At 59.5% G+C, this 17300-nt stretch carries 23 protein-coding genes and 1 pseudogene; 22 read left to right on the top strand and 2 right to left on the bottom strand.

Annotated elements, in window-relative coordinates; genetic code table 11:
• The first annotated feature begins 24 nt into the window (after positions 1-24).
• From ACO05M_RS15945 to ACO05M_RS15955, 3 genes are all read left to right on the top strand, one after another.
• The gene (locus tag ACO05M_RS15945) at positions 25-1029 is read left to right on the top strand and encodes a glutathione S-transferase family protein (protein ID WP_421865076.1); all 1005 of its coding nucleotides are present in this window, start codon (positions 25-27) and stop codon (positions 1027-1029) included.
• 111 nt (positions 1030-1140) lie between these two features.
• A complete protein-coding gene (locus ACO05M_RS15950; protein WP_421865078.1) occupies positions 1141-2055 on the top strand; it encodes a dienelactone hydrolase family protein in 915 nt (304 codons plus the stop codon).
• A gap of 913 nt (positions 2056-2968) precedes the next feature.
• Positions 2969-3385, top strand: a complete 417-nt coding sequence (locus ACO05M_RS15955; RefSeq protein WP_421865081.1) for a DUF2511 domain-containing protein — start codon at positions 2969-2971, stop codon at positions 3383-3385.
• 88 nt (positions 3386-3473) lie between these two features.
• Here ACO05M_RS15955 and ACO05M_RS15960 read toward each other — a convergent pair whose 3' ends face one another.
• Positions 3474-4481, bottom strand: coding sequence for a phage portal protein (locus tag ACO05M_RS15960; protein WP_421865084.1), 1008 nt, complete (start codon positions 4479-4481; stop codon positions 3474-3476).
• Complete coding sequence (locus tag ACO05M_RS15965; protein ID WP_421870762.1) at positions 4478-6244, bottom strand: terminase ATPase subunit family protein; 1767 nt, start codon at positions 6242-6244, stop codon at positions 4478-4480. Before ACO05M_RS15965 ends, ACO05M_RS15960 begins: the two co-directional genes overlap by 4 nt.
• A 192-nt stretch (positions 6245-6436) precedes the next feature.
• Here ACO05M_RS15965 and ACO05M_RS15970 point away from each other — a divergent pair, with 192 nt between their 5' ends.
• From ACO05M_RS15970 to ACO05M_RS16060, 19 genes and pseudogenes are all read left to right on the top strand, one after another.
• Complete coding sequence (locus ACO05M_RS15970) at positions 6437-7291, top strand: GPO family capsid scaffolding protein (RefSeq protein ID WP_421865087.1); 855 nt, start codon at positions 6437-6439, stop codon at positions 7289-7291.
• Between the two features lie 72 nt (positions 7292-7363).
• On the top strand, positions 7364-8377 hold the full coding sequence (locus ACO05M_RS15975; RefSeq protein ID WP_421865090.1) for a phage major capsid protein, P2 family: 1014 nt from the start codon (positions 7364-7366) through the stop codon (positions 8375-8377).
• Positions 8378-8464: 87 nt separating this feature from the next.
• Positions 8465-9157, top strand: coding sequence for a phage terminase small subunit (gene gpM / locus ACO05M_RS15980; protein ID WP_421865093.1), 693 nt, complete (start codon positions 8465-8467; stop codon positions 9155-9157).
• A 121-nt stretch (positions 9158-9278) separates the two neighbouring features.
• Positions 9279-9740, top strand: a complete 462-nt coding sequence (locus ACO05M_RS15985) for a head completion/stabilization protein (protein WP_421865096.1) — start codon at positions 9279-9281, stop codon at positions 9738-9740.
• Positions 9740-9952 (top strand): tail protein X, encoded by a 213-nt coding sequence (locus ACO05M_RS15990; RefSeq protein ID WP_421865099.1) that lies wholly within the window; start codon positions 9740-9742, stop codon positions 9950-9952. Before ACO05M_RS15985 ends, ACO05M_RS15990 begins: the two co-directional genes overlap by 1 nt.
• 15 nt (positions 9953-9967) lie before the next feature.
• Positions 9968-10330 carry a putative holin gene (locus tag ACO05M_RS15995; protein WP_421865102.1) on the top strand — a complete coding sequence of 121 codons (363 nt, stop codon included), beginning with the start codon at positions 9968-9970 and terminating at the stop codon, positions 10328-10330.
• Positions 10327-10617, top strand: coding sequence for a phage holin family protein (locus ACO05M_RS16000; protein ID WP_421865104.1), 291 nt, complete (start codon positions 10327-10329; stop codon positions 10615-10617). Before ACO05M_RS15995 ends, ACO05M_RS16000 begins: the two co-directional genes overlap by 4 nt.
• Positions 10614-11444 (top strand): N-acetylmuramidase domain-containing protein, encoded by an 831-nt coding sequence (locus tag ACO05M_RS16005; protein ID WP_421865107.1) that lies wholly within the window; start codon positions 10614-10616, stop codon positions 11442-11444. The genes ACO05M_RS16000 and ACO05M_RS16005 overlap by 4 nt, the downstream gene beginning before the upstream one ends.
• A 32-nt stretch (positions 11445-11476) precedes the next feature.
• A pseudogene (lysB, locus tag ACO05M_RS16010) lies at positions 11477-11839 on the top strand (Rz-like lysis system protein LysB); the annotation flags it as partial.
• Complete coding sequence (gene lysC, locus ACO05M_RS16015) at positions 11766-12026, top strand: Rz1-like lysis system protein LysC (protein ID WP_421870766.1); 261 nt, start codon at positions 11766-11768, stop codon at positions 12024-12026. The pseudogene lysB and the gene lysC, both read left to right, overlap by 74 nt.
• On the top strand, positions 12019-12492 hold the full coding sequence (locus ACO05M_RS16020; protein WP_421865111.1) for a phage tail protein: 474 nt from the start codon (positions 12019-12021) through the stop codon (positions 12490-12492). The genes lysC and ACO05M_RS16020 overlap by 8 nt, the downstream gene beginning before the upstream one ends.
• On the top strand, positions 12482-12934 hold the full coding sequence (locus tag ACO05M_RS16025) for a phage virion morphogenesis protein (protein WP_421865114.1): 453 nt from the start codon (positions 12482-12484) through the stop codon (positions 12932-12934). Before ACO05M_RS16020 ends, ACO05M_RS16025 begins: the two co-directional genes overlap by 11 nt.
• 76 nt (positions 12935-13010) lie before the next feature.
• The gene (locus ACO05M_RS16030; protein ID WP_421865117.1) at positions 13011-13541 is read left to right on the top strand and encodes a phage baseplate assembly protein V; all 531 of its coding nucleotides are present in this window, start codon (positions 13011-13013) and stop codon (positions 13539-13541) included.
• Positions 13538-13873: a GPW/gp25 family protein gene (locus tag ACO05M_RS16035; protein ID WP_421865119.1), complete on the top strand. Its 336-nt coding sequence runs from the start codon at positions 13538-13540 to the stop codon at positions 13871-13873. The genes ACO05M_RS16030 and ACO05M_RS16035 overlap by 4 nt, the downstream gene beginning before the upstream one ends.
• A gap of 1 nt (position 13874) precedes the next feature.
• Positions 13875-14777, top strand: a complete 903-nt coding sequence (locus ACO05M_RS16040) for a baseplate assembly protein (RefSeq protein ID WP_421865122.1) — start codon at positions 13875-13877, stop codon at positions 14775-14777.
• Positions 14770-15318 (top strand): phage tail protein I, encoded by a 549-nt coding sequence (locus ACO05M_RS16045; protein WP_421865125.1) that lies wholly within the window; start codon positions 14770-14772, stop codon positions 15316-15318. The genes ACO05M_RS16040 and ACO05M_RS16045 overlap by 8 nt, the downstream gene beginning before the upstream one ends.
• Before the next feature lie 3 nt (positions 15319-15321).
• Positions 15322-16341, top strand: a complete 1020-nt coding sequence (locus tag ACO05M_RS16050; protein ID WP_421865128.1) for a phage tail protein — start codon at positions 15322-15324, stop codon at positions 16339-16341.
• 3 nt (positions 16342-16344) lie between these two features.
• Entirely contained in the window at positions 16345-16644 is a 300-nt protein-coding gene (locus ACO05M_RS16055) for a hypothetical protein (protein WP_421865131.1), read from the top strand.
• Positions 16645-17298, top strand: coding sequence for a hypothetical protein (locus ACO05M_RS16060; RefSeq protein ID WP_421865134.1), 654 nt, complete (start codon positions 16645-16647; stop codon positions 17296-17298).
• The last annotated feature ends 2 nt before the right edge of the window (positions 17299-17300 follow it).

Below are 17300 nucleotides of genomic sequence, written 5' to 3' on the forward strand. Positions count from 1 at the left end.
GTTAGACCACTCAAGGAGAACAGCATGGGACTACTTATCGACGGCCAGTGGCATGACCGCTGGTACGACACCGATTCCAACGACGGTCGCTTCGTCCGTTCCGAATCCCAATTCCGCAACTGGATCACGCCGGATGGCAGCGCCGGTATCAGTGGCGAAGACGGCTTCAAGGCCGAGCCGGGGCGCTACCACCTGTATGTGTCGCTGGCCTGCCCCTGGGCTCACCGCACCCTGATCTTACGTGCGCTGAAAGGCCTGGAGTCGATGATCAGCGTCTCGGCCGTCAACCCGCTGATGGCCGAACAGGGCTGGACCTTCGCACCGGAGCCCGGCCCCAACGCCGAGCTGGTTGGTGACCCGCTGATGCAGGCCGATTACCTGCACCAGGTCTATACCCGGGCCGATCCCCATTACTCGGGCCGGGTGACCGTGCCGGTGCTGTGGGACAAGCAGCGCCAAACCATCGTCAACAACGAATCCTCCGAGATCATCCGGATGCTCAACAGCGCCTTCGATCATCTCGGCGCCAAGCCGGGCGACTTCTACCCCTTGTACCCCGAGTCGCTGCGAACCGAGATCGATACGGTCAACGCGCTGATCTACGACCGGATCAACAACGGCGTCTACAAGGCCGGTTTCGCCACCACCCAGCAAGCCTACGAGCAGGCCGTGGTGCCGTTGTTCGACTGCTTGGACGAGCTGGAACAGCGACTGGCCAAGCAGCGCTACCTCTGTGGCAGCCAGATCACCGAAGCCGACTGGCGTCTGTTCACCACCCTGATCCGCTTCGATCCGGTCTACCACGGCCACTTCAAATGCAACCTGAAACAGCTCGCCGACTACCCCAACCTCAGCGGTTATCTGCGCGAGCTGTACCAGTGGCCGGGCGTGGCCCAGACCGTGGATATGGCCCATATCAAGGACCACTACTGCCGCAGCCATACCAGCATCAACCCCACCGGCATCGTACCGGCGGGGCCGTTAATGGAACTGGAGCGATCCCACGGACGTAATCCAGTAAACAGATAACCCTGTGAGATCAATCCTGTTCAACCACAGCAACGCTAATTCACAGCGACTAAACTTTTCCTGCTCGACAAATTGAAGATCGGCTTACGAATCCACAGCGAGGGAAAACGAATGTCTTTAATTCAAAAAGAGGTGAAATACTCACCCCCCAGGGAAATCCCCCAGGAAGCGTTCGACTGGTATGACGAATATGCCCATGGCTTGATCGATCGCCGTGAGTTTATGCTCCGTCTTTCCAGCTTGGTCGCCGTGGGCTTCAGCATGACAGCACTCACCTCCGCGCTGATGCCCAACTATGCACTGGCCGAGCAGGTTTCGTTCAACGACCCGGCGATTAAAGCCAGTTACGCCAAATTCAGCTCCCCCAAAGGCAGCGGCGAAGGCCAGGGATATCTGGTCGTCCCGCGTGAATTGGAGGGCTCGGCGCCCGTGGTATTGGTGGTGCATGAGAACCGGGGGCTGAATCCCTACATCAAGGATGTGGCCCGTCGAGTGGCAGCCAAGGGGTTCATCGCTTTCGCACCGGATGCGCTCTACCCGCTTGGTGGCTATCCCGGCAATGATGATGAAGGACGAGCCATGCAAAAAAGCATGGAACGCAGCAAGATCGAGGAAGACTTTCTGGCGGCGGCCGATTTTCTCAAGTCCCATCAACTGAGCAACGGTAAGCTGGGCGCGGTGGGTTTCTGTTTCGGTGGCTATATCGTCAATATGCTGGCCGCTACGATTCCGGACAAACTGGATGCCGGTGTACCTTTCTACGGAACGCCAGCTGCACCAGCGCTGAGAAAAAATGTTAAAGGGCCGCTGCTGCTGCAATTCGCCGGTCTGGATAAACGCGTCAATGCAACCTGGCCGGATTATGAAGAAGAATTGAAAGCGATTGGCGCTGATTACACCGCCCACGTCTACGAGGGCGTTAATCACGGCTTTCACAATGACTCGACCGGACGCTACTCCGAGAAAGAAGCGGAGCTGGCTTGGCAGCGCTCAATCGAGTTTTTCAATCGGCACTTGAAAGGGTAATAGCTGAAGCTGGAGATAATCAGATAGCAGCCGTGACGGGACCGATCTCGCTGCGGCTATGCGAACAGATTTTTTCGATTCACCAAGAACTTTGGAAACACTGAGAGTTATTGCAGAAACTCAAAAGAAGTGGCGGTGAGGGAGGGATTCGAACCCTTACATTTTGCCCTCGTAGCATAAGCGATAGCCTGCAGCCCCCATTATACGGGGCCTAAGCGACCCTGCAGATCAGCAAGAAAGAGCCAAATTGTTCCCACAACATTCCCAGCGCCAACAAGGTGAAAGTGCTGTTTACACACGCGCACGCACACATAAGGGCGATCTAAAAAATAATCTGGCGGCCTTCGGAAAAAGGTAATAAAGGTAATATCTCTACGAAACCAAAGCTAATCAGTTGTTTTAGTTGGATTTATTTGATTATCAAAAAGGTTAGATTTAGGTAAGAAAAAGGTTATCTATTACCTTTTGAAAAGGTGATTTCTAAGAAAAATATATTCCTTACAAATCAAACAGTTAGATATTAATTACCTTTTGAATTACCCAATATAACCTTTTAGAGGTTAGGAATATTTCTATTTATATCAGCTAGTTAGAATGAGTTTTCTAGCTTATTACCGTTATTACCTTTTTCCGAACACCCCAGCGAGAAAAGTGTTTTCTCGGCCAAATCACTAGAACACCAAAACCGTCTGAAACCCTTGCCACCTGCACGTTTCCGCCAGATTCAAAGCCTGCCTGACAGCCTCAAGCAGGCCCCTGAGCTTCAGGGTTGACGCCAAACCCTTCTGTGCAAGTAAAAAGGGGGTACAAACACACCGCAGGCGTGGAGGGACGAGCGCGGGGCTTGGGGTTTGACGGGGTTGGGGGCTGTGGGTAGATTCAGGGGCTCGATCTGATGGTTAAGGAGTGACCGATGGGAAAGAAAGTGTGCCGGCGCTGTGCCGCTGGGGTATCAACCTGGGACAGCAACTGTTCCGAGTGCGGGGCTATGAACCCGTCGATGTCGATCAACGACATGATCCATGGCGTGATCATGCTGGGGTTGATCGTTGGCGCGGTGGTGATCTTCTGGGGTAGCGATGAAACTGAAGCTGTCAGCCGGAACCAGTTCGGGGCCGCTTGGCCATTTACGGTGGAGGCGGGATCGGTGCGCTGTTACCAGGGCGCTGCCGTGTTCAGGGCCGATGGGGTGAGTTACCAGTTGAACGGTGTGGCAGGGGGGCAGGGGTATGCCTCGATCGATCCAATCTGGCGGGACAATCCCGATCTACCTGGTGCCAAAATCGGGCTGGGGCCGATCCTCGAAATCGCACTGGATCTTTGCGACTGATTGGGAGCTCTGAGGGCACAAAAAGCCCGGATTTCCGGGCTTACTTGCTGATTTTAAAGACCAAAAAGCGTATAATTCTTGCGAAGCCTTACGCGCTTTGAACGGCCGAAATTACCTCATAGGGCTGGAATTTTACCACCTCCTCACCGACCCACTCGTTCAACTCCTGGAGCCGCATCTGTAGCGGTAGCAGCTCGTTGGTGGCGAATACCTGGGCCGCTTCGGAAGCCTTACCAAACCCGCCGGTGTTGCTAGGCATTATCCCCATCAGCTCAACCGGCACCCGATGGGCTGCCAGCATGTCGTCGCGGGTAACGTTTTTGATATTGAAGATCTCATCCTTGGCCGCCACCTCGCTGATCGGCAACAACTGCATGCCATCTTTCTTGCCGCCTGGGGCATACATGAACAGATTGCGGAAGTTACCCGGCCCTTTGCTGTCGCGTAGCGCCTGACGTAGCGTGCTGACATCGGTTTCATTGTTGGCGGTGTCGGTCATATACAGGATGAACCCGGCATGGCTGCCGTTCTGGTAGTACTTGCGCCGGAACAGCGTGGCCGATTCGTTAAGCCAAGCCGAGTTCAACGAGCTGAGGTATTCCGGCAGTCCGTAGATCTCCTGATTGATATCGGGCTCTACCAGGTGGTGAATGCTGCCGGCCTTGAATTCATGCTCCTCGCCCCAGCCGCGGACAAACCAGTAGCTGTCCGGCTCCAGGCCACGGCGGGTGTACTTGGCCAGCGATGGCACCAACTTCAGCGGCTCGCCCAGTCGGTTTACGCGCTTCTCCAGGTAGCCGTTGCCGAAGATCAGATAATCCAATGCCCAGCGGGTAAAGTCGCTGCGACTGAGCAACCGGTGGGGGATGAACAGACTGGCCAGCACGTTGCGCTTGAAATAGATCGGGCTGGAGTGATGGGTTGCAGCGCGGAACGACTTGGCCAGCCCCTGGAAACTGATGGGCGGTTCGTACCACTTACCGTTTTTCCAGCACTCGATGTAATCCATCATGTCCCGGCCATCGAGTACCGGTGTCGGATCTCCGAAGGTAAAGGCCTCGATCTTCTGATCATTGGCGGTCATATTGTTGCTCATGAGTAGATCTCCAGAAATCCAGAATTATTCTCGTTGGCCCCTTCCAAGGGTTCGTTATCGAGCGCATGCATGCAGGCCCAGGCCAGATCGGCGTGACCTATTTGTTCGCTTCGGCCGGCCATGTAGGTGATCTGCCGACCACTGGCGGTCATGGTTTTGCGGATGGCCATAAACGACTGCACCAGGTCGACCCAACCGGCATCAAATTCCAACCGGCCCTTGCTGATGACGTTGTGGGCTTTCATCACCAGGCGCGATTTGACCTCGGGGTTGTACTGGTAGGATCTGGCCGCGGGGAAAAACTGGGTCACCAGTTGGTAGACACCGCCGCCGATGCCGGTGGTATCGATGCCGATGTGCTCGACGTTGTAGCGCTTGGTCATGGCCTCGATGGCTGCCGCCTGGGCTTCGAAGTCCATGCCGCGCCACTGGTGTTTTTCAATCACTCGGAATTTACCGCCCGGCTTGGCCGGCGGGACCACCACCACGCAACCGGCGTTATCACCGCCCTCACCGCCGCCGTTGGGGTCATAGCCGATCCAGACTTTCTGATTACCCACCGGCCGCACCGCGAACGGCTTGAAGTCGCCCCACACCTCCCAGCTGTCGACCAGGCATTTCTGCATCAGCATCATGCCGAACACGCTGGCCTGATCATCGACAAACTCGCACATCAGCAGGTTTCGGTATTCCTCTTCGGAGTACTCCAGCCGCAGCTGATCGATGTCGAACAGGTCACAACCGCCAACCATCGCATCCTCAACCGTAACGATCTGGCGCCACTGGCCATCCTCACAGAGTCGACCATTGCGCAGCGCCTGGTGGGATACATCCAGATTGATCCGGTCGGCCTTGGCCCGGCCGCGGTTGAACAGGGTGCCGCTCCAGAACGGGTAGGCATCATGGGCCAGGCTCGACGGGGTACTGAAATAGGTCTGGCGCCACTTTTTGTGAATCGCCATGCCCGAGGCCACCTTGCGCAGCTCCTGAAACTTGTAGGTCCAGAAGTATTCATCGAAATACAGGTTGCCGTGGTAACTCTGCGCGGTGCGGGCATTGGTGCCCAGAAAGTGCAGTTCGGCGCCGTTGGCCAGCACGATCGGATCACCGGTGAGATCCACCTCGATGACGTTTTTGGCGAACTGAGCGATGTATTGCTTGAACACGTGGGCCTGGGCCTTGGAGGCCGACAGGAAAATCTGGTTGCGCGCCGTGGTTGCCGCATCAACCAGCGACTCCCGGGCAAAAAACCAGGTAGCACCGATTTGTCGAGACTTGAGAATGTCGCGGATACGGTGCTTTAACCCGGCCTCATACCAACCCCGTTGGAAGTCGAAGGCCTCATCGATCAGCGTGCACTGGAGCTGTTCGGCCTGCTCCTCGTTGATCTCATTCTTAACCGGCTTGCGCTTGGGTTTGGCGTTGCGGTTGGCCACCTTCGGGTTCAGATCACCCTCGTGGCCACCGGGTTCCTGGTACCGTCGAACCCGAGCCATCCGCTCGATCTGCCGACCCAGTAGATCGATCTCCTTGAAGTCTTTGCCGTCTTTTGGGTCTTTCAAAATCAGCTGCGACAGTCTAGCCTCTAGGACGCCCTCGACCCGTTCGATCGGTTTGGCCTCGTCCCATCCGTCGCGCTTTTTCCAGCTTTGGACCGTGGCTTCCGGGCACTCCAGCAGCTCAGCAATGCGGACCACGCGGAAGCCCTGCCAGTAGAGAAATTTGGCTCTACGGCGCTCGTCCAGATCCGGGTTGATGTTCATCACGGGGCAGTTCATGGCGCCAGATTAGCGGCCCAACCCCCAACCCTATGCACCCTCTCCCATGTACGCCCGTCCGGTACAGTCCCGGCGCATTGCCTGCGCGCGCGGCCCAGCCAATCATCGGGGCACTGATCATCACCGAATGACCGATCGAAACCCGATCACCCAGGACACCGACAGAGGGACAGCCCGATGCTCAAGAGTAAGTTTTTCCGAATCGCCGTTGCCGGCGCCACCACCGACGGCCGCAACATCGAGCCCGAGTGGTTGGAGCAGATGGCCGCCAACTTCAATCTGGACAAGTTCGCCCCCCGGGTATTTTGCGAACACATCCGCGGCTATCAGCCCGAAGGTCCGTTCGGCGCCTACGGTGACATTGTTGGCCTGAAGGCGGAAGAAGCCGAGATTGATGGTGAAAACCGCATGGCCCTGTTTGCCGAGATCTCCCCGACCCCGGAGCTGGTCGTGCTGAACAAGAAGCGCCAGAAGATGTACACCTCGATGGAGATCGGCTTCGACGACGACAAAGACCAGGTATTCCTGGCCGGCCTGGGCATCACCGACTCCCCCGCCTCATTCGGCACCGAAATGCTGCAGTTCAGCGCCAACGCCAAGGTCAACCCATTTTCTGAGCGCAAGCAAAACCCCAACAACCTGTTCAGCGAATCAGTTGAGGTGGAGCTGGAATTCACCGAAGTCCCCGACCCGGCCGACGACAGCCCCGGCCTGTTGGATCGCGTCAAAGCCATTTTCAGCAAGCAGAAGCGCGCCAACGACAAGGACCACAGCCAGTTCAGCAGCGCGATTGAAGAGATCGCCACCGAAGTGGTCACCCAAACCCAGCAGATCAACGAGCGGATCGACGCCATCGCCTCCGATGACAAGTTCGCCACGCTGGAGCAGCAGGCCAACGATGCCATCGAACAAGCCAAGGCCGCCCAGGCCGCCCTGGACGAGCTCAAGCAACAGCTGGCTGACGAAGACAGCACATTCCACGCACGGCCTCCCGCCACCGGGGGTAACGGCCAAGTAGTCACCGACTGCTAAGCCCGCCGCAACCACCAACACCAAGCCAATAGAACGACCCCAAACGGACAGGCCTCGACGGAGAACCCCACCATGCGTAACGAAACCCGAAAACTCTACAGCGGCTACCTGCAGCAGATTGCGCAGCTCAACGGCGTTGAAGATCCCACCAAAAAGTTCAGCGTAACCCCCAGTGTGCAGCAGACACTGGAATCCAAGATGCAGGAGAATTCCGGCTTCCTGGGTCAGATCAACGTCATGGGCGTGACCGATCAGATGGGTGAAAAGCTGGGCCTGGGCGTCGGCGGCCCGATCGCCAGCAACACCGACACCAGCAATAAGGATCGCCAGACCAGCGACCCGACCACGCTGGGCAAAGATGGATACCACTGCCGCAAAAACAACTCTGACACCCACTTGCGTTATGCCACCCTGGACCAGTGGGCCAAGTTCCCCGACTTCCAGACCCGCGTCCGTGACGCCATCCTGCGGCGTCAGGCGCTGGACCGCATCATGATCGGCTTTAACGGCACCAGCTACGCCGCCGACTCCGACAAGGTCTCCAACCCGCTGCTGCAGGATGTGAATATCGGTTGGTTGGAGAAGTACCGCCTCAATGCCGCCGCCCGGGTGCTGAGCGAGGTGGTCAACGCCTCCGGCAAGGTCAACGTCTACGCCGGCGGCGACTACGAGAACCTGGACGCGCTGGTGTTCGATGCCGTCAGCAACCTGATCGAACCCTGGTATCAGGAAGATACCGAACTGGTGGTGGTGATGGGCCGCAAGCTGCTGGCCGACAAGTACTTCCCGCTGATCAACACCGCCCAGCCGGCCACTGAGAAACTGGCCACAGACCTGATCGTCAGCCAGAAGCGGGTCGGCGGTCTGCAGGCCGTTCGCGTCCCGTTTGTGCCCGACGGCACCATGATGATCACCCGCCTGGACAACCTGTCGATTTACTTCCAGGAATCGTCCCGCCGTCGTCACCTGGAGGACAACCCCAAGCGTGACCGGATCGAGAACTACGAATCATCCAACGATGACTACGTGGTTGAGGATTACGGCTGCGGCTGCGTGATCGAGAACATCGACACCACCGCCCCGTAAGTAACCCTACCCAGCAGAGCACCGCCGCCTGACCGTTCCGGTTAGCGCGGTGGCAGCTCACCCCGATCAACCGATGGAGTGCACCCGATGAAATCCCCCTGCCAAGCCCATTTCGAGCGCGAAACCGCCAAGCAGCAGACCACCCAGGACAGTACCGCCAACCGCGCCAACCTAAACCAGCAAGAGCTGATGATGGCGATGCTGTACGAGCACCGTTCGCGCCTGAAAGGCATCGAATCCCTGCAGGCCAAGGCCGCCCTCAAAGTCCAGCTGCTGCCCGAGTACGCCCCGTATGTGGACGGCATTCTGGCTGGCAACAGCGGTCAGCCCGATGACGTACTGATGAGCGTGATGGTCTGGCGAATGGATGTTAACGACTGGGACGGCGCCCTGGCGATCGCCCAATATGCCCTGGATCACGGCCTTAGCCTGCCGGATCAATACCAGCGCAGCACCGCCTGTCTGATTGCCGAAGAGGTGGCCGAATGTGCCATCAAGTCGGCCAAGGATGACGAAACGCAGATCAGCCTGGAGGTGGTTGAACGGGTCCAGAGCATGACCATCGACCACGACATGCCCGATCAGGTCCGCGCCAAGCTGTTCAAGGCGATCGGCTACCTGGTGGAACCGACCGACCCCGAACAGGCCCTGGTTCATCTGAAAACCGCCCTCAAGTACCACGAAAAGGTCGGGGTGAAGCAGGACATCAAGCGCATCGAGAGCGCCTTGAAGAAACAGCAACAACAGAACACCGGTGACGCCGACAACGGCAGCACCTGACCGAGCGTCCCACGCGACCAGGCGGCGCGTGACCCGAAGCGGGAAAGCACTCCCCTAGCTGAAGGTCATGCCCACCGCCTGACTTTGAATCCAAACGCGGCGCAACCAAAGGAGTCCCATCATGACCGGCTTCGTCGCAGACACCCCAGAACGTAACGAACACCCCATCAACAACACCGGGTTCTGGCCCGATATTGACCCCGAGCACTGCCGCCGTGTGGTGCGACTCCCCAGCGACATCACCGCCCCGCGTCTGCGTGAAGCACTGATCAACGCCATGCTCAGCGTCAACCTGGACAACGCCGCCTGGGGTGCCCAGCAACAGGCCGACAGCTACGCCACGCTGGCGGATATTCCGGCCGATCAGATCGACGGCAACAGCATCAAGGTGAGCCTCTACCGCCGCGCCGTCTACTGCTTTGCCAAGGCGGATCTGCTCGATCGCTATGCCGATATCGACAGCACCGGCAGCGCCGAACGGGGCCAACTGCACACTGACACCGCCGACGACTACCGCCGCCAGGGCATCCTCGCCGTGCGCAATATGATCGGCCAGCCGCTCACCAGTGTGGAGCTGATCTAATGCGCCAGGTTCGTGCCCAACAACGCGACACCATCGACCTGATTTGCTGGCGCTACTACGGCCGCAGCGCCGGCGTCACCGAGTCCGTACTGGAGGCCAACCCGGGCCTGGCAGAACACGGCCCCCAGCTGCCCCACGGCACCCTGGTCAATCTCCCCGAGATCGCCACCACCCAACCCGCCACCGCTGCCCCTGTGCAGCTGTGGGACTGAGCATAAGGACACGCTATGGCCGACCTCACCACACCCGCCGCCATCACCACCGCCGCCACCGGATTGAGCCTGGCCTCAATCCTGCCCGGCATCGACGGCAACGCCCTGATCGGTTCATTCGCCGGCGCCACCCTGTTTGTGATGTCGGCCAAAGAGCTCGGCGCCGCCACCCGCATCGGCTATCTGCTGATCAGCCTGATCATGGGTTACCTGGCAGCCCCCGAGATTGTCCGGATTACCTTTATCCAAGAGAGTGGCGTCGCCGGTTTTCTATCCGGTGTGCTGTGCATCACCCTCACCCTGCAGCTAACCAAACGACTGGAGAGCACCGACCTGGTGACGCTGCTCTCCCAGCTACGAGGAGGAGGCAAACGATGACCTTTATCGTCGCCGAACTGCTGATCATCGCCCTGAGCTGCACCATCAGCCTGAGGCTGCTGTTCTATCGCCGTAGCGGTGCCCGCTTCAAACGCGGCTATGCCGCCCTGGCTTGGGTGCTGATCGTGCTTAGTGGTGGGCTGGCCCTGTGCATGCTCACCGGCCGGTTAAGCCTGGCTGATATCAACCCCGTCGCTATTGTGCTGTTGGCGCTGGTTTGCGTTGGCGTACTGCTCACCCGCGGTAACGTCGCCCAACTGATCCGACCCCACAGGTGGAGCCCATGACCCAATCAAACGAAACAACCCGAAATACCCAACCGTTAAAGCGCGGCGATCAAGGCCCCGAGGTCACCGTGCTGCAGCAACGGCTGAAACTGCGCGGTTACAACGTCAGCATCGATGGCGACTTTGGCCCTGGTACTGAGCGCGCCGTGATGGATCTGCAGCTAACCAACTTCCTGGTGGTCGATGGCATCGCCGGGCCGAAAACCCTGGCCCTGCTGCAGGGCTGGGACACCAGCCAACTGCTGAGCCATCGAGATTTGGAAGAAGCCGCCATTGCCCTGGATGTCGAGCTGGCCGCCGTGCGCGCCGTTAACCAGGTGGAAAGCCGCGGCAGCGGTTTCCTGGACGATGGCCGCCCGGTGATTCTGTACGAGCGCCATGTCATGCGCCGGCGACTCAAGCACCACGGCCTGGACGCCCAGCAGCTGGCCACCACCTACCCCAAGCTGATCGACCGCAAGCCCGGCGGTTACCAGGGCGGTGCCGCCGAGCACTACCGCCTCAACCTGGCCATCAGCATCGATCAGACCAGCGCGCTGGAATCCTGCAGTTGGGGCCTGTTCCAGATCATGGGCTACCACGCCCAAACCCTGGGCTATGACAGCGTCGATCGCTTTGTTGAGCTGATGCACGAATCAGAGCGCTGCCAGCTCGATGCCTTCGTGCGTTTTATCAAGGCCGATCCAGCACTGCACCAGGCGCTGAAGGATTGCGACTGGGCCCAGTTTGCCCGCCGCTACAACGGCCCAGGCTACAAGAAAAACCGTTATGACGAGAAGCTGGCCGACGCCTATGCCCGTTACCTGGAGTGGGAGGATGCCGCATGATTAAGTCACTGATCAGCCGATACACCACCCCGATGCTGCTGGCGTTGGTCGCCTGTTTGGCCGTCTTTGCCTGGCTCCAGGATGCCCGCCTGCAGGACAAGACCACCGCCCTGGCAACAGAGCAACAGCGTAACCAGGCATTGCACGCCAACATCAGCGCCATCAATCACAACGCCGATCGGCAAGCCAGCGCGCTGGCGTCCCTGGCCAACACCACCGGCGCCATCCGCAGCAGCATCAGTAACCGCGACCACACCATCCGGAAGTTAGAACGTGAAAACGACACCTATCGTAATTGGGCTGCTACTCCTTTGCCTGACGCTGCTATCCGGCTGCGGCAGCGCCCCGCCCTTACCGGTGCAGACGCTTATCAGCAGCACCTGTCCAACGCTGACAGCCTGCACCCTGTCACCGAGCGCCCCCCAGCAGAACGGCGACCTGATGCACGAGATCGATCGAGTCGAAGCGGACTGGGCGATCTGCGCCGCGAAAGTCGACGAGTTTATCAAGTGCCAGGCCGAGGACCGGGAGCACAACCGCCGGCAACGGCAGAAACCAAACGGGAAACCGCCGGATGAATAAGCCCAATCAACTCAAGGCTCATCTGCTGGCCAGTGTGCGTGCCCTGCGCGACAACCCCGAGCAGCTGAGCGTGTTTATCGACAACGGCAACCTGGCCACTCGACTGCGGGCTGGGTTGAGCTTTGAATACCAGTACCAGCTCAACCTGGTGTTCACCGACTGGAGCCAACACCCCAACGTTGTGCTGGTGCCGTTGCTGGCCTGGCTAAAGGTCCACCAGAGTGAGCTGGACGAAAAGGCGGTGCAGTTTGAAGCCGAGATTCTGGACAAGGATAAAATCGACCTGTCGATTACCGTGCCCTTGACCGAACGTGTGATTGTCACCACCGACAGCGGCGGCAACTACCACACCGAACACGCGGCCGAGCCCGAGCTGGAAGAAAACGAAATCGATCCGGTCCTATTCCAGAACCTGTTGGATTCTGCAGGCCAATCATTCACCCCAGGTCAGCCCGATGACGGCTAACCTGGAGCAGTTGCAGAGCTGGGTCGGCCCCCTGCTGCTAAAGCTGGAGCCCGCCCAGCGGACCCAGTTAGCGCGGCAGCTGGCCCAGGACTTGCGCCGTAGCCAACGCCAACGGATCGCCGCCCAGCAGAACCCGGACGGCAGCGCCTTCGAACCCCGTAAACCCCAACTTCGGGACAAAGCCGGCAGCATTCGCCGCAAGGCGATGTTCCGCAAACTGCGGCAAAACCGATATCTGAAAGTGAAAGCCGATGCCGGCGCCGTCGAAGCCGGATTCTTCGGACGAGTTGCCCGCCTGGCCAACGTCCACCAGAAAGGCCTGCATGATCGCCCCCGCCCCGGTGCCCCAGAGGTCAAATACCCCCAGCGGGAACTGCTCGGATTCAGCCGCGACGACCTGGCGATGATCGAAAACAACCTGATCAACTACCTGCAGCTCTAACTAAGCCCCCGGTATACCCACCCCATACAACCCCGCCCGCTAACTCTCCCGCGCGCGCGATGGGCATTATCGGCCCATGAACTCTGAACTCGACAACACCGAACTGCTGCGCCGGCTGGATAACCTGATCCGACTGGGCACCATTGCGGTACTGGACCACGGCAATCGCCGCCTCAAGGTCACCAGTGGTGAACTGCTGACCGGCTGGCTGGATTGGCCCGCCGAGATCGGTGCCAACTACAAGCGCTGGCGCCCATTGCGCAGCGGCACACAAGTGGTGCTGGCCTGCCCTGGCGGTGACCCGACCCAGGCCAAGATCATCGGCATGCTCTACAGCAACAACATCACCAGCCCATCCAGCAACGACGCCATTGACCTGATCGAGTTTGACGACGGCAGTCTCCTCGAACACAACGCCGCCACCCAAAAACTCACCCTGCACAGCGCAGGTGATCTAGTGCTAAGTGCCGACAGCACCGTGAGAATTATCGGCCCGGTGGTGCAAACCGGCGGTGATATGACCTCCGATGATGTATCTGTCCAGCACCACCCGCACGACGGTGTGCAACCCGGTGCCGGCCAATCCGGAGGCCCTGTCCCGTCATGACCGGCATGAACAACAGCAACGGCACCCGCCTGGCCGACGAGATGGCCCATGTACAGCAGTCGGTGTTCGACATCCTGACCACCCCGGTCGGCTCGCGGGTGATGCGCCGCGACTATGGCAGCGTACTGCCCGAGTTGATCGACCAGCCGTTAAACGAGCGCACCCTGTTGCGCCTGTATGCCGCGACCGTCGCCGCCCTGATGACCTGGGAACCACGGCTGAAAATCGCCCAGATCCGTTTCATCACCCCAGCCCATGCGTCCGCGGTGATCGAAGTGGCCGGCAGTGTCGGCAACCAAACCCTCACCACCACCGTGCAACTGCGAGGCTGACATGTCCGGATTCACCGCCATCGAGCTCGACAAACTGCCCGCCCCGGATGCGGTGGAGCCGCTAGACTTCGAAACGATTCTGGCCGACGCACGGGCTCAGCTGATCGGGCTGGACCCCAGCCTGGCCGATGTGCTGGCACTGGAATCCGAGCCGATCAATAAACTGCTGGAAGTGTTCACCTACCGTGAGCTGCTGCTACGTCAGCGCGTCAACGAAGCGGTCAAAGCGGTGATGCTGCCCTATGCCATGGATGCCGACCTGGACAACCTGGGTGCCCTGTTTGGGGTCCAGCGGCTACAGCTCGATGCCGGCGATCCGGATGCCATCCCGCCGGTACCCGCCCGCTATGAAACCAATTCCGATTTCCGCCGCCGTATCCAGCTGAGTCTGGAAGGCCTAAGCACCGCCGGTCCTGAAGGCGCCTATGTGTTCCACGGGTTGTCCGCCGATGGCGATGTGCTCGATATCAGCGCCACCAGTCCCAGCCCGGGGGATGTGTTGGTCACCGTGCTGTCACGCACCGGCGACGGTGCCGCCAACCAGGCCCTGCAGGATACCGTTGCCGCTGCCCTGTCGGCCGACAACGTGCGCCCGCTCACCGATAACGTCACCGTGCAGAGCGCCACCATCATCAACTACAGCATCGACGCCACCCTGTTTTTTTTCAGCGGTCCCGACCGTGCCCTGGTACTGGCCGAAGCCCAGAGCAACATCGACGCCTACGTGGCCAAGCAGCACAAGCTGGGGCTGGATATCACCCTGTCTGGCATCTACAGCGCCCTGCACGTGCCCGGCGTCCAGCGGGTGAATCTGGCCAGCCCTGGCGCCAATATCAGCGTCAACCGCCAGAGCACCGCCTACTGCACCAATATCACCCTCACCGACGGTGGCCTGGATGAGTAACCCCACCAGCAGCCTGCTGCCGCCCAACGCATCCGCGTTGGAGCGCAACCTGGAACAAGTCACCACCCGGCTGGACGCCCTGCCGGTGCCCGTTCGTGAGCAGTGGAACCCGGACACTTGCCCGCTGGAGCGACTGCCGTTTCTGGCCTGGGCCCTGTCGGTCGACAGCTGGCAACCCAGCTGGCCCGAAGCCGTTAAGCGCCAGATCCTGCGCGATGCCGTCAACATCCAGCGGCACAAGGGCACCGCCCAGTCCGTGCGCGATGTAGTGGCCGCCTTTGGGGCTGGTCTGGCCCTGGTGGAATGGTGGCAGAAAACCCCCGCCGGCACTCCGCACACTTTCGAAGTGGTGCTGACCGTCGGCAGCAGCGTCCCGGCCACCAGTGAATACCAGCAGAACATCCTGGACGAGATCAGCCGAACCAAGCCAGTGCGCAGCCACTTCACCCTGATCGCCGGGCTTTCTCTTACCGGAGGCCTTGGCCTGCAGGGCGCTGCCCGTCCGCTCACCTATACCCGACTCAACTTTAGTGAGGCCTGATCGATGACCACGCTCAACATCACCATCACCGATGCCGGCCGCGCCGAGCTGATCAACGCCGTCAACACCGGCACCGATCCGGTAGTGCTGGCCGAGGCGGGCCTGGGCACCGGGGAATACACACCTACCACGGGCCAGACCGCCCTGGTCGCTGAGCACAAGCGCGTCAACACCATCGCCGGCGCCGTGGTGGCCGATGACATTCTCCATGTGACCGTGCGCGACGAGAGCACCGACGCCTACGATGTGCGCGAGATTGGCCTGTACACCGACAATGGCACCCTGTTCGCCGTCTACAGCCAGAGCGGCAACATCCTGCAGAAGGCCGCCGGATCGGCCATGTTGATGGCCTTCGATATCGCCCTGGACACCCTGGACGCCAACAGCCTCACCTTTGGTGACCTGGTGTTTGTGAACCCACCGGCCACCGAAAGCACTCAGGGTGTGGCAAAGATTGCTACTCAGCAAAAGACCAATGACGGCGAAGATGATGAAACCTTCGTCACTCCGAAGAAGCTGAAAGCCTTGCTTGGTGACAGCCTGTTACCTGCCGGCACCCGGATGCTGTTTGTGCAGAGCGCAGCTCCGATCGGATGGACCAAAGTAACGACTCACGACAATAAAGCCCTGCGGGTTGTTTCTGGTAACGGTGGCGGTGTCGGCGGCTCGGTCGACTTCACCGCGGCATTCAAAAACCAATTAGTGTCGGGATCGATCAGTAGTACTACGGCCACCGGATCAGTGTCGGTGAGCGGCCACACACTCAGCACCTCGCAGATGCCAGCGCACAAACACAATATTAAACACGGCCCATATGGGGGGGATCCTGAGACTATTTCCTCCGATGGCTGGAACGGTTCGGGTAATTACTCCAGAACGCGAACCTCACTTTCTGCAGGTGGTAACGGCTCTCACAATCACGGGGCCTCTTTCACCGGCAACGCTCACAGCCACGGCTTTAGCGGTACCGCCATCAATATGGCGGTGAAGTACGTCGACACAATCATCGCGCAGAAGGATTAACCCATGTTTAGTAAGAAAAGCGACCTCAAGTATTGCCCTCTGCTGAAAAAACCCTGCATCGGCAATGAGTGCATGTTCGCGACCCGTCTGAGCGGTAAAGATCCACGGACAGGCCAGGACGTTGATGACGAGTTTTGCGCGGTGGCGGCGCTGCCAATGTTGCTTACCGAGTCGATTAAAGCGCAGCACCAGACAGGCGCCGCAGTGGAGTCGTTCCGCAATGAAACCATCAAGACCCACACTCAAGTGCTGGCGGCGACTGCCAGCGGCCAACTAATCCCTGCGAAGAGACTGGAGGGCTAAATGGACCGTTTATGCATCATTAATGGTAACGATGGCGACGACCAGGTCGTGGTCGATGGTCGAGTCATCACGTTCGATCTGGCTGGGTTTCTGCCCGCTGACAATATCTGGGCGGTGCAGTGGTACGGCGCCCAGGGTGAGGTGGAGTACTCCGACCAGCCAAACGAGATGATCGCCAACCTGGATGACTTTGCGGATGTTCTGGCCGAGTTCAATCGGCTGGCCGCGCTCGAGGATGCGCCGCTGTCGTTGGCTGACCTGGTTGCAGCTAAACGCGCCGAGATCGATGCCTCTCGCGACCAGCACCTGGCCGACCCCAGCGCTACCGTCACCGTGCAGGTAGGTGGTGATGATGTGGTCTTTCAGGCGGGGCCGCGTTCGATGTCGGACCTCAACGATGCCATCACCGTATTCACCGCCGTCGGCGGCACCCCACCAGGTTACGAATGGCGCGACGAGAACAACATCAACCACCCGGCCGATCTGGCCCTGTTGGCCTCGATCGCCGCCGCCAAGGCCGCCGACAACAACGTTATCTGGCAACAGTCCTGGGCGCTGAAGGATGCCCTGGACGCCATCGACATCCCCATTAACCCCGATGCGGGCACCGACGCCAACATCCGCGCCGCGATCGAAGCGATCGTCTGGCCGTAACC

Origin of the sequence: Motiliproteus sp., assembly GCF_965230735.1 — a bacterium.
Classification (GTDB): domain Bacteria; phylum Pseudomonadota; class Gammaproteobacteria; order Pseudomonadales; family Balneatricaceae; genus Motiliproteus.

Bases quoted from the DNA above. Each gene is read 5' to 3' on its own strand.
- ACO05M_RS15945 (WP_421865076.1), top strand. From the start codon at position 25: ATGGGACTACTTATCGACGGCCAGTGGCATGACCGCTGGTACGACACC.
- ACO05M_RS15950 (WP_421865078.1), top strand. From the start codon at position 1,141: ATGTCTTTAATTCAAAAAGAGGTGAAATACTCACCCCCCAGGGAAATC.
- ACO05M_RS15955 (WP_421865081.1), top strand. From the start codon at position 2,969: ATGGGAAAGAAAGTGTGCCGGCGCTGTGCCGCTGGGGTATCAACCTGG.
- ACO05M_RS15960 (WP_421865084.1), bottom strand. From the start codon at position 4,481: ATGAGCAACAATATGACCGCCAATGATCAGAAGATCGAGGCCTTTACC.
- ACO05M_RS15965 (WP_421870762.1), bottom strand. From the start codon at position 6,244: ATGAACATCAACCCGGATCTGGACGAGCGCCGTAGAGCCAAATTTCTC.
- ACO05M_RS15970 (WP_421865087.1), top strand. From the start codon at position 6,437: ATGCTCAAGAGTAAGTTTTTCCGAATCGCCGTTGCCGGCGCCACCACC.
- ACO05M_RS15975 (WP_421865090.1), top strand. From the start codon at position 7,364: ATGCGTAACGAAACCCGAAAACTCTACAGCGGCTACCTGCAGCAGATT.
- gpM (WP_421865093.1), top strand. From the start codon at position 8,465: ATGAAATCCCCCTGCCAAGCCCATTTCGAGCGCGAAACCGCCAAGCAG.
- ACO05M_RS15985 (WP_421865096.1), top strand. From the start codon at position 9,279: ATGACCGGCTTCGTCGCAGACACCCCAGAACGTAACGAACACCCCATC.
- ACO05M_RS15990 (WP_421865099.1), top strand. From the start codon at position 9,740: ATGCGCCAGGTTCGTGCCCAACAACGCGACACCATCGACCTGATTTGC.
- ACO05M_RS15995 (WP_421865102.1), top strand. From the start codon at position 9,968: ATGGCCGACCTCACCACACCCGCCGCCATCACCACCGCCGCCACCGGA.
- ACO05M_RS16000 (WP_421865104.1), top strand. From the start codon at position 10,327: ATGACCTTTATCGTCGCCGAACTGCTGATCATCGCCCTGAGCTGCACC.
- ACO05M_RS16005 (WP_421865107.1), top strand. From the start codon at position 10,614: ATGACCCAATCAAACGAAACAACCCGAAATACCCAACCGTTAAAGCGC.
- ACO05M_RS16020 (WP_421865111.1), top strand. From the start codon at position 12,019: ATGAATAAGCCCAATCAACTCAAGGCTCATCTGCTGGCCAGTGTGCGT.
- ACO05M_RS16025 (WP_421865114.1), top strand. From the start codon at position 12,482: ATGACGGCTAACCTGGAGCAGTTGCAGAGCTGGGTCGGCCCCCTGCTG.
- ACO05M_RS16030 (WP_421865117.1), top strand. From the start codon at position 13,011: ATGAACTCTGAACTCGACAACACCGAACTGCTGCGCCGGCTGGATAAC.
- ACO05M_RS16035 (WP_421865119.1), top strand. From the start codon at position 13,538: ATGACCGGCATGAACAACAGCAACGGCACCCGCCTGGCCGACGAGATG.
- ACO05M_RS16040 (WP_421865122.1), top strand. From the start codon at position 13,875: ATGTCCGGATTCACCGCCATCGAGCTCGACAAACTGCCCGCCCCGGAT.
- ACO05M_RS16045 (WP_421865125.1), top strand. From the start codon at position 14,770: ATGAGTAACCCCACCAGCAGCCTGCTGCCGCCCAACGCATCCGCGTTG.
- ACO05M_RS16050 (WP_421865128.1), top strand. From the start codon at position 15,322: ATGACCACGCTCAACATCACCATCACCGATGCCGGCCGCGCCGAGCTG.
- ACO05M_RS16055 (WP_421865131.1), top strand. From the start codon at position 16,345: ATGTTTAGTAAGAAAAGCGACCTCAAGTATTGCCCTCTGCTGAAAAAA.
- ACO05M_RS16060 (WP_421865134.1), top strand. From the start codon at position 16,645: ATGGACCGTTTATGCATCATTAATGGTAACGATGGCGACGACCAGGTC.